Source organism: Desulfovibrio sp. Fe33, assembly GCF_028532725.1.
Taxonomy (GTDB): domain Bacteria; phylum Desulfobacterota; class Desulfovibrionia; order Desulfovibrionales; family Desulfovibrionaceae; genus Pseudodesulfovibrio.
The window spans coordinates 22,706-41,834 of sequence record NZ_JAQKGU010000016.1 but is presented as its reverse complement, the minus strand read 5'-3'; the positions used below and the strand labels follow the sequence as shown (position 1 = coordinate 41,834).

The following is a 19,129-nucleotide window of genomic DNA, read 5'->3' as shown; positions in this document are numbered from 1 at the left end:
CTCCCCCGTAGCGGTCGTGGACGCCAACGCCCTGACCGAGACCGTGGACGGCGCGGCCGCGGCCGAAGTCTCCGGCAACGTGCTCGACAACGACAGCGATGTGGACAACGCACCCGACGATCTGTCCGTGGAATCCATCGTCTACTCAGGCGAAGGAAGCCCGCCCGACAGGGTCAGCGACCTCTACGAGGCCGACCACGTCATCGAGGGCGAATACGGCACCCTGTACCTCAACAGCGACGGCTCCTACATCTACGTGGAGGACAGGGACGCAACCGACCCGCTGAACAGCGGCGACCCGGACGTGCGCGACGTGTTCACCTACGTGGTTTCCGACAACCAGGCGGGCGGCGCGCTGACCGGCTCGGCCACCCTGACCATCACCATCTCCGGGGCCAACGACTCCCCCGTGGCGGTCCATGACGGCTCGCACGACATCTTCATCACGAATACAGTGGAGACCGTCATCGACGACTGGAGCGGCGTATCCGGCTCGGTCTATTACGGTCCGGGCTACATCATGACCGCGGAGGCCTTCGACGCCGAAGGCAACTCGATTGACGATGTCCGGTTCACCACCTGGGGCAACAACCAGCACCTGGGCATCTACACCAACGGCACGAGCGACGACCGCAGGGTCGACGATCAGGACGGCACCGAACAGATTACCTTCGAGTTCGACACGCCCCAGGAGTCGTTCAGCATCGAGTTCGTCGCCCAGGGCAACAACCAGGTCAACGCCTGGGTCTACCCCGTGGGAGGCGGCGAGCCCGTCCTGTTCACCAACGTGGGCAACGCGGTGGACATCACCCCCGGCTTCGAGTTCGACACCATCGTCTTCATCCCGAACGGATCGTTCGGCATGGAAAGCCTGACCACCGTAACCGGCGGAGAGAACTCCATCACCGGCACGGCCGAAGGCAACGTTCTCGCCAACGATTACGACGTGGACAACGTGGACTTCGACGATGCGGCGGCGGCAGGCGACATGAACCTCATGGAGCTCTCCGTGTCCGCCATCGACTCCAGCAACATTCCGGGGAATTCGTCGAGCGCCGGAACCGACCTGAACGGCAACTACCACCTCATCGACGGCGAATTCGGCTCGCTGAAGATCTACGAGACCGGCGAATGGTCGTACACCCCGCACGAGGAAGTTGACGGCGAAGGCGGTTGGCAAAACCTAGACCGCAGCGTGACCGACCTCTTCCAGTACACCGTGTCCGACGGCCATGGAGGCACCGACACCGCCTACATCGAGGTTTCCCTGAACGTTAATGCGACCGGCGCCGCGGGCGGAACCGGCGTCCTGACCGGCACGCACGGCAACGACGTACTCTTCCCGGCGGACGGCGACACCGTTTCCTCCGGGGACGGCAGCGACACCATCGTCATTGATCCGCTCGTCACGGGCGGCGATCACGCCGTGATAAACATCACGGACTTCAGTGACGACGACCGTCTCGCGCTCGGCAACCTGGAAGGAACGACCGTGGATGTCCTCTCGAACACCGAGGATGTCAGCCTGGTCTTCTCCGACATAGACGGGAACGAGTACATCACGGTCAACCTCCTCGGGGTATCCCCCGTGCATGATGCGGTGAACCAGGTGGCGGATATAACCACGAGCGAAGACCTGAACGCGCTCATCCAGACCATCATCGACTCCGGCAACGACAACATGATGTAACCGTGCCGGACTATCCGGCGACAAACAAAAAGGGGCTTGGGGGGAATTCCCTCCAAGCCTCTCTCCTTTTTTCAGGCGTCGACCCCGCCCCCGCTATACGGAGGAATCCGTACTCAGAAAATTGGACTTGCGGGTACGTGCTATATCCGAAAGCAGGGACTTGTTGCGCGGGGTGTCCTTGGCCGCCACCAGCGTGCGGATGGAGAAGCAACGCAGGGCGTCGCCCACGGACAGCGTGCCTTCGGCCGAATCCTTGCGCCCGGAGAAAGGGAATGTGTCCGGTCCGCGCTGGCACAGGCTGTTGACGTTCACCCGGCAGACCTGGTTGACCATGGGGTCCACCAGCGAGGCGACCTCGGCCGCATCGTCGCTGAAAATGGACATCTGCTGGCCGTAGCTGGACTCGACGATATAACGGATGGGAGTCTCCACATCCCGGAACGGCACGATGGGCACGACCGGGCCGAACTGCTCCTCGTGATAGACGCGCATATCCCTGTTGACGGGATAAAGCACGGCAGGATGGAACAGGGTTCTATCCACCGCCCCGCCGCCGGGGTTCACGACCTTTGCGCCGTGGGCCACGGCATCCCCGACCAGCTCCGTCAGGTATTCGATCTTGCCCGGTTCGGGCAGCGGCGTGATGCGCACGCCCTCTTCCCACGGCATACCCGCAGGCATGTCCACGAGGCTTTCGTTAAATCGGCGAAGAAACTCATCCACCACGTTTTCATGAACGAAGAGAATCTTGAGGGCCGTGCATCGCTGGCCGCTGAAGGCGAGACTGCCGGACACGGCCTCGGACACGGCCAGGTCCATGTCCGCGGACTCCGTGACCACGGCGGCGTTCTTGGCTCCCAGGCCGAGGATGCAACGCAGCCGGTTGGGGCTGGGGTGGAGCATCCGCATAGCCTTGGCCGCCTTGCTGGAGCCGATGAAGGCCAGGACGTTTATCGCCCCGGATTCAAGAATCGGCCTGACGAGGTGCCGGTCGCCGAAAACCAGGTTGACCACTCCCGCCGGGAAGCAGTCGCGAAAGGCCTCCAGGAGCGGAGCGAAAAAGAGCCTGCCCCGGCGCGGAGGCTTGATGATCGCCGTGTTGCCCATGAGCAGCGCCGGAATGAGCGTGGCGAAGGTCTCGTTCAAAGGATAGTTGTACGGCCCCATACACAGGGTCGGCCCGAGGGGCGCACGGCGAATCTGGGCGTAGATGCCGGACTCGACGACAAATCGCGACGAATTTTGGTCAAGCTCCCTGAGCGCGTCGACGGTATCGCGGATGTACTCCACGGTCCGGTCGAACTCCACGCGGCATTCCTTGTATGGCTTGCCGATCTCCCAAAGCATGAGGCGGGCGATTTCGTCGCGCACCGCGATCATGCGGCGGGTGAACTCCTCCACATGCGCGATGCGGTCGGCCACGCACATAGTCGGCCACGCTCCCATGCCGTTGTCCCAGGCCGCCAGGGTCGAAGCCACGGCGGCCGCTCCGGCCTTCGCGTCCATCGCGGGGCAGAAACCCAGATGTTTGGGCGCATAGACGCCGTCGACAGCGGTCTCGATAACGGAATCGACTCGCTGCATCTCGCCGTCCCAGCGTCTTATACGGCCGTCTAGGAGGTATTCGTTCAATTCCAGTGGGGTGTCGAAGCGGAACGGTTCGGGAATATCCGATTCTTCGGGGAATAACGTGCTGGATGTGCTCATGACGTCTCTGGTTCCAGGTTTGCCGGAACACCGCATTATGTCCGGGCGGACACAATAAAAAAGGAGGTCCCGGAAGACAACCGCTTTTTACCCGGAGAGCCGGGACAGGCCGAAACGGGCCTAGCGGGCGATGGGAGCGAAGGCCCCGCCGGTAAGCCCGGCCAGGTCGGCGGGGGAAAGTTCGATATCGAGGCCCCTTCTGCCACCGCTGACGAAGATGGTCGCGCAGGCCTCTGCCGAAGCGTCGATTACCGTGGGCAGGCGCTTCTTCTGGCCGAGCGGGCTCACGCCGCCGACCACGTAGCCGGTGGTCCGCTCCACGATCTTGACCTCGGCCATGGCCGCCTTCTTGGCGTCCAGGGCCTTGGCTGCGGCCTTGAGATCAAGCTTGAGCAGGACCGGAACCACGGCCACGGCGAGCCGGCCGCCCGCGTCCACCACCAGGGTCTTGAAAACCCGCTCGGGGGACACGCCCAGTTTTTCCGCGGCCTCCTCGCCGAAAGACGGCGCGGCCGGGTCATGTTCATATTCGTGGACCGTGTACTGTATCTTGGCCTTCTTGGCCGCATTGATTGCCGGTGTCATGGGGGTTTTCCTATCGAAAGAGGCCCGTACGCGCAAGCGCGAATCCCGCACGCGGCCGCGCACGGACCGTCCGAAACCGCGCCCCGCTTGCCTTTTACCGGCACGAGGCATATTCCTGTTTCATGCACACCATGCGGATGAAGGGACCTGGCATGGTCAGACCCAACCTGAGACAAACCATCATACTCGGCATCGCCATCTTCACCCTGGCCTTCGGCAGCATCGCCGTGCTTTCGCTGTCCACGCTGGACAGGTTGCAGGAAGCGGTTCTTCTGGTGGAGCGGGCCGACGACCTGCGCAATCTCATCCTCGAAATCCGGCGCGAGGAAAAAAACTACTTCCTCTACCGTGACGAATCCCTCTTTTCCGTTGGGCGCACCAATCTTAATCAGGCGGGAGCCATCCTCGGCAAGCTGTCCGGGGGCATCGCCGAACTCCACGGGGAACGCCACGACGCGGCGCTGGCCCAAGGCATGGCGCGCTACGGCCAACTGCTCGTGGAATTGAGCACGGCTCCTCCCGGCACAGGTGAAGGCAGCCCCGAGGCCCAGGCCCTGCGCGAGACCGGCCAAAGCCTGGTGGAACACTCCAAGGCCATCGCCGAGCTGGAACGCGGCAACATCCTGGACATCAACCAGCGGCTGCGCATGACCCTGTTCATCTCCATGGCCGCCGTGGCCGTGGTGGTCCTGACCCTGGTCCTCTTCGTGTCCAAGGCCATCCTCGGCCCGCTTCGCGAGGTGCAGAAAGCCACGCGGCGTATCGCCCGGGGCAATTTCTCGCCCCTGCCGGTACGGGGGGACAGCGACGAAATCCAGCAGGTCTTCGTGGCCCTCAACTCCATGGTGGAGGAGCTCAAGAAACGCCAGACCCAACTGGTCCAGGCGCAGAAGCTCTCCTCCATCGGGACCCTCGCCTCGGGCATCGCCCACCAGCTCAACAATCCCCTGAACAACATCTCCACCTCGGTCCAGATCCTGGCCGAGGAAACCGGCGGCAAGGACGAGTTCGCGGACAAGATGATGCGCAACATCAGCCAGGAAACCTTGCGCGCCCGCGACATCGTCAAGGGGATGCTCGAATTTTCCCGGCACAAGGATTTCCACCCCGGCCCATGCAACCTGAGGGACCTGCTCCGCAGCGCCGTGCGTCTGGTCTCAAGCCAGCTCGGAGCGCATATCTCCGTGGACGTCGACGTGCCGGAGGATATGACCCTCTTCCTCGACCGGCAGCGGTTCCAGGAAGCGCTGCTCAACCTCATCATCAACTCCATCCAGGCCATCGGCAGCGCGGAAGGCACCATCAGCATCCGCGCCGCCCGGGAGCCGGGCCACAAGATCCTGACCATTTCCGACAACGGCCCGGGCATGGACCCGACGACCCTGCAACGCATCTTCGACCCGTTCTTCTCCACCAAGGAAGTGGGGCAAGGCACGGGCCTCGGCCTCTACATCGTCTACGGCATCATCGAGGAACACCGGGGTTCCATCCGCGTGGACTCCGCACCGGGCAAGGGAACATCGTTCATCATCACCCTGCCCCTTGACCCTGAGGAGGAGGCATGACCGACGCGTCCATACTGGTTGTCGAAGACGAGCGCATCGCGCGGGAGAACCTGACCCACGTGCTGACCGGTTGCGGCCATGCCGTCACGGCCCTGGCCTCGGCCGAGGAAGCGCTCCGCGAAATGGACAAAAAGGATTTCGACCTGGTCGTCACCGACCTGATGCTGCCGGGAATGGACGGCATCAGGCTGCTCGAACACATCCGCGCGCACCACTCCCCCACCACCGTCATCGTGATCACGGGCCACGCCACCGTGGCCAACGCGGTCAAGGCCATGCAGAAAGGCGCCCACTCCTATATCGCCAAGCCGCTCAAGCTCGACGAGTTGCGATTGCAGGTGGCGCGCGCCCTGGAGCAGCACGCCCTGTCCCAGGAGGTCATTCGGCTCAGGGAAATCGTCGCCGAGGGCAAACGCGACCTGCCGCTGGTGGGCCAGAGCGACATCTTCATCCAGCTCAAGAAGGATGTCCGGCAGTTGGCCCAGATGAACTGCAACGTGCTCATCCAGGGCGAAACCGGCACCGGCAAGGAGCTGGTGGCACGGGGCATCCACATGCTCTCCCCGCGCTCGCACGAGCGGTTCATGGCCATCAACTGCGGCACCTTCACCGCCGAGCTCATGGACAAGGAACTTTTCGGCCATGAGCAAGGAGCCTTCACCGGAGCGAACCGGACCCAGAAAGGCATCCTCGAAGCCGCCGACGGCGGTACGGTCTTTTTCGACGAAATAGGGGAGCTGCCCCTGAACATGCAGGTCAAGCTGCTCAGGGTTCTGCAGGAACGCAACTTCCTGCGCGTGGGCGGCACCAGGGAAATTCCGGTGGACATCAGAATAATCGCGGCCACCAACTGCGACCTGCACGAACTGGTGGAAAAGGGAGAGTTCCGGCAGGACCTCTACTACCGGCTGAACGTGGTCACCCTCCACGCCCCGCCGCTCAGGGAACACCGCGAGGACATCCCCCTTCTGGTCGGCCATTTCCTGGAAAAACACCGCCAGCCGGGACAGACCGTCAACTCCATCGCCCAGGAGACCCTGGATATTCTGACGTCCTACCCCTTCCCCGGCAATGTGCGCGAACTCGAAAACGTGGTCCAGCGGGCGCTTGCCCTCGGTCAGGGCGCGGTCTTCACTCCGGAGCTTCTGCCGAACGAGATCGCCGAAACCGAAATCAGTGCTTCGCTTCCCACGCTGGAGGACATGGAGAAAAGCTGCATCAGAAAGGCCTTGGCCGCTTCGGCCGGGAACAAGACGCAGGCCGCGCGCGTCCTGGGCATCGACCGCGTCTCACTGTGGCGCAAGATCAAACGCTTCCGCCTGGAGTAGCCGTTCCGCACAGGGCGATGGCCGCGGCCTCCTCCATGGTCGTCACGAAACGGATATCCAGCCCCTCGACCACTTCTTTTTCGACCGCGCCCACCCTGGCCTCGCACCCCTGCGGCAGGATGACCACGGACATGCAGGCTCCGCGCGCGGCCATGAGCTTCTCGCGGATGCCGCCCACGGGCAGGACCTCGCCCAGCAGCGACAGCTCGCCGGTGGAGGCGACGTCCCGACGCACGGGCCGCCCGGTGAGCAGGGAGAGAAGCGCGAGCGTGATGGCCACGCCCGCCGACGGCCCTTCCTTGGAAATCGCGCCCGCCGGGATATGCACGTGGATATCCGAATCCGCGTAAAACGCCGGATCTATGCCGAAGGTCTCGGCGCGGCTGCGGCAAAAACTCAACGCGGTCCTGGCCGACTCGCGCAGGACCTCGCCCAGGGAGCCTGTCAGAATAAGTTGCTTGCTGCCCCGCATTCGCGCCGCCTCCACGAAGATTATCTCGCCGCCGTCCTCGGTCCAGGCCAGGCTGGCGGCCAGGCCGACACGGGGAGTGGCCCTGGCCGATGCGCAGGAATGGGTCGGCGCGCCGAGGAGCTCCTGAAGCATGGCTTCATCCACAGTCACCGGGTCCTCGCCCTCGATCAGAACGCGCTTGGCCAGCTTTCGGCAAAGCGAAGCGATCTGCTGGCGCAATCCGCGCAGGCCGGATTCGCGGGCGTAGCCGGAGATGAGCCGGGCCGGGTCTCGGCGGGAACCGTCACCAGCCTGTCGTCCAGGCCGTGCTGGTTCAAAAGCTCGGGAATGAGATGGCGGGTTGCGATCTGCAACTTCTCTCCCGGCGTGTAGCTGGGGAACTCGATGATCTCGAGACGGTCGCGCAACGGGGCCGGAAGCCGGTCCACCCCGTTGGCCGTGCAGATGAACAGGACATTGGACAGATCGAAGGGCAGACCAAGGTAATGATCGACAAAGGCCGTGTTCTGCTCCGCGTCGAGCATTTCGAGCAGGACGGAAACGGCGTCGCCCTGAAAATCCCGAACCGCCTTGTCCACCTCGTCGAGCAGGATAACCGGGTTGCGGGTGCCGGCCTTGCGGAGGCCCTGGATAATCCGGCCCGGCATGGCCCCCACATAGGTCCGCCGGTGCCCGCGCAACTCGGCCTCATCGCGCAGCCCGGCCAGGGAAAGATGAATGAACTTGCGGCCCAGGGCCTCGGCCACGGCCTTGCCTATGGATGTTTTCCCCATGCCCGGAGGGCCGGTGAAACAAAGCACGAACCCGCGCAAGTGCCTGGCCCGAAGGCTCTGCTCCCACAGCTCGGCCACGTACCGGCGCAGCGTGGTCAGGTTGACCGGCTTGCCCAAATACTGGTCGGCCCCCTGGCGCATGGCGTCCACCGCGGTCTTCACCGTGGCGTAGCCCGTAATCATGACCACCTTGGTGTCCGGCCACCGCTTGCGCAGGACCGCAAGCAGCTCCATGCCGTCCATGCCGTCCATCTTGAGGTCCGACACGACGATGTTGGCCGGTTCGCGCTCCATGGCCGCCACGGCCTCCAGGCCGTTGGCCACGGCCTCGACCTCGTAGCCGTCCGCCTTGAACACTATGGTCAGATTTTCCCGGGCGATGAGTTCGTCGTCCACGAGCAGGATGCGCGGATTGCGCCGGGCGCACAGGCTTTTCACCGCGAGAAATTCAAGTACCCGGTCCTTGACGCGGTGCAATCCGTAATGACGGGCGTTGAGAATTTCTTCCGCCCGGACGATATCCAGGTTGTCGCTGGTCGCCGTGTTCCACGGCAGCGACAGGATGACTTCAAGGAAATTCAAACTGATGGAGTATTCCGGCGAGGCCGGGTCCTGGCCCTCCATGCGGTCGCACTCCGCCGTGGCGGCCTCGAGAATCTCGGGCGGAAGCCCTGCGGCCTCCACCTGGTCGCGCAGGGGCCTGTGCTCCGGAGGCGGCGCGGACCGCGCGCCAAAGGGCTCCACCCTGACGGGTTCCTCCTCTGCGGGAATGGAAGACCTTCGTTTGCCGAACCAGCCCATGACCGTTGCCTCCTGTTGCGGAGTTGAATGGAAAGACGGTGCCCGTTCAGGCGTCGACGCCTTATGGTCTTATAATATTTACCTAACATGCTGAAACCGGCTTGTTAAGGTTGCAATGTGCAACACCGGTATCCCCCGCCGGAACCTGCCTGCACCTATTCTCTCCACCGTGCCCCGCCCGCCCCGTCACGCGGCTGTCCGCCACGGTCGCCCGCCGATTCTCTCCCCTCAAGACAAGGGGCAATCCGCTCGCCGAGCAGCGACCGTCCCTCGCCCTTCCCCTGAATCGACGACGCGGGCCGCCTTGCCGTTGCAAACTGCATCACCCACATGGAAACGGCTGTACCGCGCCATCTTGCTCCTGCCGAACGCCATCCGGGGAAACAACTGTTGCACTTTGCATCACAAGGAGATGGCGCGCAAGGGGACACAATTATTTAAACCATACTTTTCAGCATATTAAATCAATTACATTCCTTGGCATATCTTTTGATACTGCGTGTCCAGGCAGGTTCGCACAACAACTCGAAACCCAAAATCAGCAAGGAAAAACAAATGTCTCTCTTCAGTGCGGTCAAACAGGTGGTGGACAAGCATTATGCGGCCCAGGCGGCGGCAAACTGCAACACGTGCAGTGTGGGCACGTGGGTCGTCTGCCACGAACTTCATCTCCAGGAGGAATCGGCAGGTTCCCCGTTGATGACGTTCCTGAAACGCCTCAAGGACAACCGCCGCGCCCATGCGGCGGCCAGGACCGCCCCGACCGCAACCGCCGCCCAGCTCGTCTGTGGGGAAAAGACGCAATACAAGATACTCGTGGTCTGCAAGGATCGGAAATTCTCGCGCGGCATCGCCGACTATGCCGTGGACATGGCCCGCAAGACCCACAGCTCCCTGGTCGCGGTCAACGTCGACGAGTCCGGATGGGATTTCGAGGGATTCCGCAGCCAGGCCGAACGCGACATCGAATATTTCAGCCACAAGGCTTCCGACGCAGGCCTGTGCTTCCGCCACGAAATCCGGCAGGGAGACGAGAGCGCCATTGTCGCCCACATGCATGAACAGGACCCCGGCTTCCGTTACGTGATGGACGACTCCGCAGCCGTCTGCAAGAACAGAAGCCGCATCCCAGTCTACACCAGGGCCGTGCTGCGGACGAAATAGGCCCGTCCTGGACGGCAACCGTCCGCTTACTCCAAGGACGCTCATGACCCCAGAAATCCTTACGGTTTTGGCCGTATTGCTGCTTGCCATACTGCTTTTCATCTTTGAATGGGTACGGGTCGACGTGGTCGGCATCATCATGATGGTGCTGCTGCCCCTGCTCGGACTGGTCACGCCGCAACAGGCCATAAGCGGCCTGAGCAGCAACGCCGTGGTGTCCATCATCGCAGTCATCATCATCGGCGCGGGGCTCGACAAGACCGGCGTGATGAACACCATGGCCCGGATCATCCTGCGCTTCGCGGGCAAGAGCGAATCGCGCATCATGACCCTGATCGCCGGGACCGTGGCCGTCATCTCCGGCTTCATGCAAAACATCGGAGCGGCGGCGCTTTTCCTGCCCGCCGCCAAGCGCATCGGCAACCAGACGGGCGTCCCGGTGGGGCGGCTGCTCATGCCCATGGGATTCTGCGCCATCATCGGCGGCTGCCTGACCCTGGTCGGCTCCAGCCCGCTCATCCTGCTCAACGACCTGATGATCGTGGGCGGCCGCAAATACGAAGCCTTCCACCTGTTCGGCGTCACGCCTCTCGGACTGCTCCTGGTGGCGGCGGCTCTGATCTACTTCATCCTGTTCGGCCGTTTCATCCTGCCCAACAGATCGTCCGAGGAAAATTCCGGCCCCATGTCCTCCGTGCTCACGGGCACCTACAACAACATCGGTTCCCTGTACGAACTGGCCGTGCCCGCCGACTGGACCAATGAGGCCCCGCTCCGGTCCCTCGACATCCGGCCAATCTACTTCTGCACGCTGGTGGCCATCTGCCGCGGGAACGGCAAGCAACACATCTTCGCCCCCTCGCCCGACGAAACCATCCGGCCCGGCGACGAGATCGTGGTCGTGGGCCCGCCCGAATTCGCGGAGATCATGGCCCGGGACCTGAGTTGGGAATTGCGCCCGGAGCTGACCTCCTTCGCCGAGGAGCTCTCCCCCAACAACGCGGGCATCATGGAGGGCATCGTCACGCCCCGTTCGGAGTTCATGGGCAAGACCCTCGCCGAGCTGCGCATCCGAGAACGGTTCCAGGTCTCCCCCCTGGCCATCTTTCGGGGCGACAAGATTTTCGTCAGCGGCCTGTCCGACATCATCATCGAATCCGGCGACGCCCTGCTCCTGCACGGCCGATGGGAGATGTTCCACCTGCTCAAGGGGCTGCCGGACCTGGTCTTCACCGAAACAGTGAAAGGCGAGCTGCTGCGCACGGACAAGGCATGGCTGGCCGTGCTCTGGCTGGCCGTCGCCCTGGCCATGATCCTCGGTTTCCACGTCCAGCTCTCCATCGCGCTCCTGACCGGCGCGCTGGGCATGGTCCTGACCAAGGTCCTGACCATCGACGAGGCGTATCAATCCGTGGACTGGATGACCGTCTTCCTTCTCGGCGGCCTCATCCCGCTGGGCATGGCCTTCGAAAACACCGGCGCGGCCAAATTCATCGCGGACACCATCATGGCGGCCCTCGGCACGCCGACCGCGCTGGTCCTGCTCTCGGTCATCGGCGTCCTCACTTCCTTCTTCACCCTGGTCGCCTCCAACGTGGGCGCGACGGTGCTTCTCGTCCCGCTGTCCATGAACATGGCCCTCAACGCGGGCGTGGACCCCAGGGTTGCCGCCCTGACTGTGGCCGTTGCCGCCTCCAACACGTTTATCCTGCCGACCCACCAGGTCAACGCGCTCATCATGCGCCCGGGCGGATACCGCACCATCGACTACGTCAAAAGCGGGGCCGGAATGACCTTGCTCTACATGGTTGTCATGGTATCCGGCTTAATGCTATTCTACTAACAGCCGACGGGGCGCCGGTAATCGTTACCGGCGCCTTTTCTCGGTTAAATGAGGAAAGACTCACACAACCCCTAGCCAAAAAAGATTTTTTTCATCGACGCTACGCCTCGGCCCCAAGCGGATTCTTGTCCGCGACAACGGCCATCAGGGGCGTTTTCGCCGTATTGAAGGAGAGAATCGAATGAAGACACCGTTGTCAAAAGCCTTTGTCGAAACCTTCCTCGGAAACGCCCCTGGATGGTACAAGTTGACCATCATCGGGTTCCTCGTCCTCAACCCCGTGCTCATGCTGACAGTCGGCCCGTTTATTGCCGGATGGGCGCTCATCGCCGAATTCATCTTTACCCTGGCCATGGCCCTGAAATGTTATCCGCTTCCCGCAGGCGGCCTGCTCGCCCTGGAAGCCGTAATCATGGGCCTGACCACTCCCGAAACGGTGTACCATGAAGCCCTGAAGAACTTCGAAGTCATCCTGCTTCTGATCTTCATGGTCGCCGGCATCTATTTCATGAAGGACTTCTTGCAGTTCACCTTCACCCGCATTCTGGTGCGGGTGCGCTCCAAGAAGGCCATCGCGCTTCTTTTCTGTCTGGCGGGCGCTTTCCTGTCCGCCTTCCTGGACGCCCTGACAGTCACGGCCGTCATCATGGCCGTGGCCTACGGATTCTACAACGTCTATCACCGGTTCGTATCCGGGCAGGACAACGCGTCCACCCATGACCTGATCTGCGACGACAGCGTCAAGGACACCAACCGCGAAGAACTGCTTCAGTTCAGGGGCTTTTTGCGCAACCTGATGATGCACGGCGCGGTGGGCACCGCCCTCGGCGGCGTGTGCACCCTGGTCGGCGAGCCGCAGAACCTGCTGGTGGGCGCGGAAATGGGCTGGCACTTCATCCCGTTCTTCCTGCACGCCATGCCCGTCACCATCCCGGTCCTCATCGTGGGCCTGCTGACCTGTCTCGCCGTGGAACAGTTCCACCTCTTCGGATACGGCTACCAGTTGCCCGGCAACATCCGGTCCTTCCTGCTGGAAACCGCCATCAAGATGGAGCAGAAACAGGGCGACAAAGGCAAGATCAAGCTGGTCATCCAGGCCGTCACCGGCCTGTGGCTCATCGCCGCCCTGGCCTTCCACCTCGCGGCGGTCGGTCTCATCGGCCTGTCGGTCATCATCCTCCTGACCGCCTTCACCGGCGTCACCGAGGAACATCAGCTCGGCCACGCCTTTGAAGAAGCCCTGCCGTTCACCGCGTTGCTGGTGGTCTTCTTCTCCGTGGTCGCGGTCATCCACAGCCAGGGACTCTTCGCGCCGATCATCGGATTCGTCCTGAGCATGAAGGGACAGAACCAGTTGGTGGCCTACTTCATCGCCAACGGCCTGCTCTCCTCCATCTCCGACAACGTCTTCGTCGCCACGGTCTACATCTCCGAGACCAAGATGCACTTCGTCCACGTTCTGGACACCATCCCGAACATCGGCATGACCGGCCAGGCCCTCATGGCCAAACTGACCGATCCCCACGTTGCGCGGGCCGACGTCATCGCCACGCTCCCGCAGGGCACTGCGGAACTGGTCCGGTCGACCATGGAGCACTTCGACAAGCTGGCCGTGGCCATCAACACCGGAACCAACATCCCGTCCGTGGCCACTCCGAACGGCCAGGCGGCGTTCCTGTTCCTGCTGACCAGCGCCCTGGCCCCGGTCATCCGCCTCTCCTACGGACGGATGGTCCTGCTGGCGCTGCCCTACACCATCACCATGTCCATTGCCGGACTGACGGCGGTGTATCTCTTCCTCTAATCATCCGCGCATTACACAAACTGAAAGGGCTCCCGAGATCATCTCGGGAGCCCCTTTTTTTGAAACCTATATATTTAACTCCCCGCCTTCAAAGCAGAACGCCGCAGAGCGGGAAAAAACCACGCCGAAGGCGCATACAGGGGATGCAAGGGTGCGAGCCCTTGCCCGCCGGAGGCGAAATCACCCGACAATTGCCGCGAAGCGGCTTCCAACGCCTGTTTTTTTCTTCAAGGAGTTAACGAGGGAGTTCCTCTTATTGTACAAGGCGATCCGGCAATCCCGGCCTACTTCAAATTCCGGTCGGCGTACTCGAAGTAACGGCCCGGCTTGATGCTGAATTCATGGTCGAAAAAGGCCGACGAAATCAGGAACTCGGCCGAGGAGCGGTTGCTGGCCGTGGGGATGTTGTAGAGGACGGCAAGCCGCAACAACGCTTTGACGTCCACATCGTGAGGCTGCGGTTCCATGGGGTCCCAGAAGAAGATGAGGATGTCCACCTTGCCGTCGCTTATCATGGCCCCGAGCTGCTGATCGCCGCCCAACGGGCCGGACTTGAGCCGCAGGACCCGTTTGGGCTCCCCTTCGCCGGAACCGCCCGCCGACAGCAGGGATTCCACCAGCCGTCCCGTGGTTCCCGTGGCGATCAGGTTGTGCCTGACCAGGGCCTCGCGGTTGCAATCCATGAAATCGAGCAGTTCGTCCTTGCAGTTGTCGTGAGCGACCACCGCGATGTTCTTGATCCTTTCCATGTCGTCTCCGGACTGTTTGCGGGTCCGGCCGCGCTCCCGGCGGCCACGCCGTACCCACTATCACCCGCCGACACCGTCGACAAGCGGCGAAATCCGCATGAGGACGCAGGGAATCGCACGCGCCGTCTTGACTGAATCCATGCCGGTAGTTATTTTTTCAGCTATGAGTGTATGCCGTCCGTGGCAACATTCGCAACAATGTGACAACTCGGGCAACAAACCGCCAGGTTCACCCGAATCGCCCTAAAAAAAATCAAGGAGAAAAGACATGTCCACCAAGGAAGAACGGCGTCAAAAAGTCATCGAAGTCCTGAACAAGGCCCGTTCCATGGAGTTGCAGGCCATTCACCAATACATGAACCAGCACTACAACCTGGACGACATGGATTACGGTGAATTGGCCGCCAAGATGAAACTCATCGCCATCGACGAAATGCGCCACGCCGAAGCTTTTGCCGAACGGGTCAAGGAACTGGGCGGCGAACCCACCGACCACCTCTCCAAGCCCGTGTCCAAGGGACAGAAGATCGACGTCATCTACGCCTACGACGCAGGCGAGGAAGACGACACCATCGACGTCTACAACCAGTTCCTCCTGGTCTGCCGCGAAAACGGCGACTCCATCAGCGTGAAGCTGCTTGAAACGATCATCGATGAGGAGCAGGCCCACTTCAACTACTTCGACGCCGTCAAGGACCATATCGCCAACCTGGGCGATACCTATCTCTCCCGCATCGCAGGTACTTCTTCCTCCACCGGACTGGCCCCGCAGGGCTTCGTCATCACCGGACAGGAATAACCCTGCCCACACGGAACATACAGGCCCGGCCAGTCGTCACTGGCCGGGCCTTTTCATTGCTATCCTCCCCCGCTTTCACGACAGAATGCTGCGGAGCGAGAAAAAACCCGCGCCGAAGGCGCATACAGGGGATGCAAGGGTGCGAGCCCTTGCCCGCCGGAGGCGAAATCACCCGACAATTGCCGCAAAGCGGCTCTCAACGCCTGATTTTCGCCTTCAAGGAAAAGGAATAGTTCCCTTTACCTTTGCGGCAGCACTCGCTAGTCGCGAATGACCGACTTGATGTTCACGAATTCGCGGATGCCGAAATGGGAAAGCTCCCGGCCGAAACCGGACCGCCTGATGCCGCCGAACGGCATGAGCGGATCGCTGCGCACCAGCCCGTTGACCACCACGGCTCCGGCCTCGATGCGCCGGGCCAGGGCCATCCCGCGCGCCTCGTCCCGGGTCCACACCGAACCGCCCAGGCCGAATGGCGTATCATTGGCCATGGCAATGGCGCTCTCCTCGTCCACGGCCCGAAAAACCAGGGCCACGGGACCGAAGAACTCCTCGCGGCAGACCGGCGCGTCGAACGGCGCACCCTCGATGATGGTCGGAGGGTAGAACGCCCCGCCGCTGTCGGACGGAATTCCGCCCTTCACGATTTTGCCGCCCGCGGCCGCGCATCGCTCGACCTGGCTTTGCAGGTCCGCGCGCAAACCGAACGAGGACATGGGACCGATCACGGTGTCCTCCGCCATGGGATCGCCCATCTTGAGCGCATCCATCTCCGCGCCAAGGGCCTCGACGAATTCATCGTATACCGCATCGTGCACGATGAACCGCTTCGCCGCGATGCAGGTCTGGCCCGCGTTTGCGCAACGGGACAACGCGCCCACACCGGCCGCCTTCCGCACGTCCGCGTCGGCCAGGACCACAAAGGGATCGCTGCCGCCCAATTCCATGACGCACTTCTTGAGACGCGCTCCCGCCGCGGCCGCGACCTTGCTTCCCGCCCCCTCGCTGCCGGTAAGGCTCACGCCGATGATCGAATCGAAGTCCAGGACGGACTCCACCTGGCGCGCGCCGATGAGCAGGGTGCGGAACACGTTGTCGGGAAAGGAGGATTCACGGAAAGCGGATTCGATGGCCAGAGCGCATCGGGGCACGTTGGAAGCGTGCTTCAGGACCAGGGTGTTGCCCGCCATAAGGGTGGGCGCGGCCACGCGCAGGACCTGCCAGAAGGGGAAATTCCAGGGCATGACGGCCAGGACCGTGCCCATGGGCGCGAAATCAACGAAGGCCTCCCGGCCGCAGCCAGACACCGGCTCGGGCGTCAGCATGGCCTCGCCGCGCTCCGCGTAGTGTTCGCACACGGCCGCGCACTTGAGGACCTCGGCGCGGCCGTAACTCACCGGCTTGCCCATCTCCCCGGCCATGATCTCCGCGAACTCGTCCGCCCGCCTGCGCAGCACGCCCGCCAGACTGACCAGGCTCTCGGCGCGACGGGCGAAACCGGCGTCCTTCCAGACAGCGTACCCCTCGGCGACAGACCGCACGGCGGCGGCCGTCCGATCGGGCGTCCACTCCTCAAAAGTATTCGTGACCTCTCCGGTCATTGGATTCGTGCTCAGTAAAGGCATATGTCTTCTCCGGACAGAAGGTTGGGAAACGGGCCGCCAGGGACGGGCCGCAGTAAACACTTGCAGGCAGTGCCGGGCCGCCGGCTTGCGGCCTGACCCCGGCACTGCCTTCGGGGTAAGACGGATCGCCGGGGTTGTCCAGCCCGGGGCCCCAGTGCTCCGACAATCATGTCCGTCGCGTAACGAAATGCCTTCATCGCCATTTTGACTGGACAAAATCCGCCTATTTGCTGATTGTATACCCGCTGGAATTTCAGGCCTGGACGGGCCGAAGAGACGAATGCATCCGGCCGCAGGGACCGGATCAAGGACACGAGGATTCCCCATGAAGATTAAGAAGGTTCTGGTCTCGGGAGGCGCGGGGTACATCGGCACCCACACCTGTATCGAATTGCTGGCCGCCGGATACGAAGTGATCTGCGCGGACAATTTCTGCAACAGCTCGCCCGTGGCCATGGAACGGGTCGAGGCGATAACGGGCCGGTCCATTCCGTTGCACCGCATGGACTTCTGCCGTCTTGAGGAGGTAGAGGCCCTGTTCCGGACCGAGATCATCGACGCGGCCATCCATTTCGCGGGACACAAGGCTGTGGGCGAATCCGTGGAAAAGCCGCTCATGTATTACGAAAACAACCTGCTCAGCCTCATCAACCTGTGCAAGGTCATGAGCGCTGCGGGCAGGGCGAAAAACATCGTCTTCAGCTCCTCGGCCACGGTTTACGGCCTGTCGGACAAGCTGCCCCTGACCGAAGAGACCCCGACCTGCGCCTACAACCCCTACGGGCGCACCAAGCTCTACATCGAGGAAATCCTCAAGGATCTCCACACGGCGGAGCCGGACTGGAACGTGTCCGTCCTGCGCTATTTCAACCCGGTGGGCGCGCACCCCTCGGGACTCATCGGCGAAGACCCGTCGGACACCCCCAACAACCTCATGCCGTACATCTCCCAGGTGGCCGTGGGACGGCTCGAAAAGCTCCGCGTCTTCGGCGACGATTACGACACGCCGGACGGCACCGGCGTGCGCGACTTCATCCACGTGGTGGACCTGGCGCGCGGCCACGTCGCCGCCCTGCGCAAGCTTGAAGAGGACCCCGGCTACATGGTCCACAACCTGGGCACGGGCAAGGGATGCAGCGTGCTTGAACTGATCCAGGCCTTCGAGCGGGTCAACAACGTGCCCGTCCCCTATGAGATCGTGGCCCGCCGCCCGGGCGACGTGGCCGCCAACTACGCATCCACGGACAAGGCCAGGCGCGAACTCGGCTGGGAAGCCACCCACGGCATAGAGGACATGGTCCGCGACACCTGGAACTGGCAGTCGAAAAACCCCAAGGGATACGCGAACGAATAAACGAAGCGGGAAACCGGAACGGCCTCCGGCCCCCATTCCTTTTGACAATCCGCCACAGGACGGGACACGCGATGAAAACAACGCCTGCGAATCTGCTCAATACCGGAGGCTGGGACTCGACCTTCAGAATGCTTCAATTGCTGCTTATCGAGAAGCGTCCCGTACAGCCCATTTACATTCTTGACCCGGAAAGATGGTCCCTGCCGCAGGAACTACAGGCCATGGCCAAGATCAAGAAAGAAACCCTGGCCAGATTTCCCGAAGCCGGGCAATACCTGTTGCCCACCGTCATGTACGACCGCACCGACATAAAACCGGACCCGGAACTCGCCCGCCACGCGGAAGAGTTGGTGAAAAAAATCCACTTCGGGGGGCAATACGAATGGCTCGCGAGAGCCACCAAGCAGTTCGGCATCGAGAATGCCGAAATATGCATCGAAAACGACTTCGGGCAGCCGGTCGGATGCTACGCGACGGTCCATACCCTGCTCGAGGAGGGGGAAGACGGCGTGCGGCGCGTGGCCCAACGTGAAGGGCATGAACACGAATTCGCGGTATTCGGCATGTTTTCTTTTCCCATCATCACCCTGACCAAGGTGGAAATGAGGGAAATCGCGAGACAACACGACTTCCTGGACATTCTGGAAATGTCCTGGTTCTGCCACAGACCCAACTTCCTTGGGGAGGCCTGCGGCACCTGCAACCCGTGCCGGATAGCCATGTCCCACGGCATGGCCCACCGTGTGCCGCCCCTGGGCCGTTTTTGCTACAGGGTGGCGACCGCCCTGGACGTGCGCCCCTATGTGCGCAAGTGGCCCGCCCTCTTCAACCTGATGAAAAGGATCAAGGGCAGCCTGACATCCTGAAGCG

At 62.4% G+C, this 19,129-nt stretch carries 15 protein-coding genes; 9 read left to right on the top strand and 6 right to left on the bottom strand.

Annotated features, from left to right (window positions below):
* A partial coding sequence (locus tag PSN43_RS15665) for a VCBS domain-containing protein (RefSeq protein ID WP_272701680.1) occupies positions 1 to 1,690 on the top strand: 1,690 nt, incomplete at its 5' end.
* A 93-nt stretch (positions 1,691 to 1,783) separates the two neighbouring features.
* Here the strand turns inward: PSN43_RS15665 and PSN43_RS15660 are convergent.
* Together PSN43_RS15660 and ybaK are read right to left on the bottom strand one after the other, a co-directional pair.
* Positions 1,784 to 3,397, bottom strand: a complete 1,614-nt coding sequence (locus tag PSN43_RS15660; RefSeq protein ID WP_272701679.1) for an aldehyde dehydrogenase family protein — start codon at positions 3,395 to 3,397, stop codon at positions 1,784 to 1,786.
* A 120-nt stretch (positions 3,398 to 3,517) separates the two neighbouring features.
* Positions 3,518 to 3,982 (bottom strand): Cys-tRNA(Pro) deacylase, encoded by a 465-nt coding sequence (gene ybaK, locus PSN43_RS15655; protein ID WP_272701678.1) that lies wholly within the window; start codon positions 3,980 to 3,982, stop codon positions 3,518 to 3,520.
* 122 nt (positions 3,983 to 4,104) lie between these two features.
* Between ybaK and PSN43_RS15650 the strand changes: the two genes are divergently transcribed.
* Entirely contained in the window at positions 4,105 to 5,547 is a 1,443-nt protein-coding gene (locus tag PSN43_RS15650; RefSeq protein WP_272701677.1) for a sensor histidine kinase, read from the top strand.
* The gene (locus PSN43_RS15645; RefSeq protein ID WP_272701676.1) at positions 5,544 to 6,875 is read left to right on the top strand and encodes a sigma-54-dependent transcriptional regulator; all 1,332 of its coding nucleotides are present in this window, start codon (positions 5,544 to 5,546) and stop codon (positions 6,873 to 6,875) included. The genes PSN43_RS15650 and PSN43_RS15645 overlap by 4 nt, the downstream gene beginning before the upstream one ends.
* Here PSN43_RS15645 and PSN43_RS15640 read toward each other — a convergent pair.
* Positions 6,853 to 7,566 (bottom strand): S16 family serine protease, encoded by a 714-nt coding sequence (locus tag PSN43_RS15640; RefSeq protein ID WP_272701675.1) that lies wholly within the window; start codon positions 7,564 to 7,566, stop codon positions 6,853 to 6,855. The two genes, PSN43_RS15645 and PSN43_RS15640, sit on opposite strands and share 23 nt — an antisense overlap.
* The gene (locus PSN43_RS15635; RefSeq protein WP_272701674.1) at positions 7,515 to 8,921 is read right to left on the bottom strand and encodes a response regulator; all 1,407 of its coding nucleotides are present in this window, start codon (positions 8,919 to 8,921) and stop codon (positions 7,515 to 7,517) included. Before PSN43_RS15635 ends, PSN43_RS15640 begins: the two co-directional genes overlap by 52 nt.
* A gap of 555 nt (positions 8,922 to 9,476) precedes the next feature.
* Between PSN43_RS15635 and PSN43_RS15630 the strand changes: the two genes are divergently transcribed.
* From PSN43_RS15630 to nhaB, 3 genes are all read left to right on the top strand, one after another.
* Entirely contained in the window at positions 9,477 to 10,085 is a 609-nt protein-coding gene (locus PSN43_RS15630; RefSeq protein WP_272701673.1) for a universal stress protein, read from the top strand.
* 43 nt (positions 10,086 to 10,128) lie between these two features.
* Positions 10,129 to 11,928, top strand: coding sequence for an SLC13 family permease (locus tag PSN43_RS15625; protein ID WP_272701672.1), 1,800 nt, complete (start codon positions 10,129 to 10,131; stop codon positions 11,926 to 11,928).
* Positions 11,929 to 12,109: 181 nt separating this feature from the next.
* On the top strand, positions 12,110 to 13,732 hold the full coding sequence (gene nhaB, locus PSN43_RS15620; protein ID WP_272701671.1) for a sodium/proton antiporter NhaB: 1,623 nt from the start codon (positions 12,110 to 12,112) through the stop codon (positions 13,730 to 13,732).
* 284 nt (positions 13,733 to 14,016) lie between these two features.
* Here nhaB and PSN43_RS15615 read toward each other — a convergent pair whose 3' ends face one another.
* Positions 14,017 to 14,481: a methylglyoxal synthase gene (locus tag PSN43_RS15615; protein ID WP_272701670.1), complete on the bottom strand. Its 465-nt coding sequence runs from the start codon at positions 14,479 to 14,481 to the stop codon at positions 14,017 to 14,019.
* Positions 14,482 to 14,749: 268 nt separating this feature from the next.
* Here PSN43_RS15615 and PSN43_RS15610 point away from each other — a divergent pair, with 268 nt between their 5' ends.
* Positions 14,750 to 15,280 carry a ferritin-like domain-containing protein gene (locus PSN43_RS15610; RefSeq protein WP_272701669.1) on the top strand — a complete coding sequence of 177 codons (531 nt, stop codon included), beginning with the start codon at positions 14,750 to 14,752 and terminating at the stop codon, positions 15,278 to 15,280.
* Between the two features lie 260 nt (positions 15,281 to 15,540).
* Here PSN43_RS15610 and PSN43_RS15605 read toward each other — a convergent pair whose 3' ends face one another.
* Positions 15,541 to 16,905, bottom strand: a complete 1,365-nt coding sequence (locus PSN43_RS15605; protein ID WP_272701668.1) for an NAD-dependent succinate-semialdehyde dehydrogenase — start codon at positions 16,903 to 16,905, stop codon at positions 15,541 to 15,543.
* 325 nt (positions 16,906 to 17,230) lie between these two features.
* On the opposite strand from PSN43_RS15605, the gene galE reads away from it, so the two are divergent.
* Together galE and PSN43_RS15595 are read left to right on the top strand one after the other, a co-directional pair.
* The gene (gene galE, locus PSN43_RS15600; protein WP_272701667.1) at positions 17,231 to 18,259 is read left to right on the top strand and encodes a UDP-glucose 4-epimerase GalE; all 1,029 of its coding nucleotides are present in this window, start codon (positions 17,231 to 17,233) and stop codon (positions 18,257 to 18,259) included.
* A 71-nt stretch (positions 18,260 to 18,330) separates the two neighbouring features.
* A complete protein-coding gene (locus PSN43_RS15595; protein ID WP_272701666.1) occupies positions 18,331 to 19,125 on the top strand; it encodes a hypothetical protein in 795 nt (264 codons plus the stop codon).
* Positions 19,126 to 19,129 lie beyond the last annotated feature (4 nt).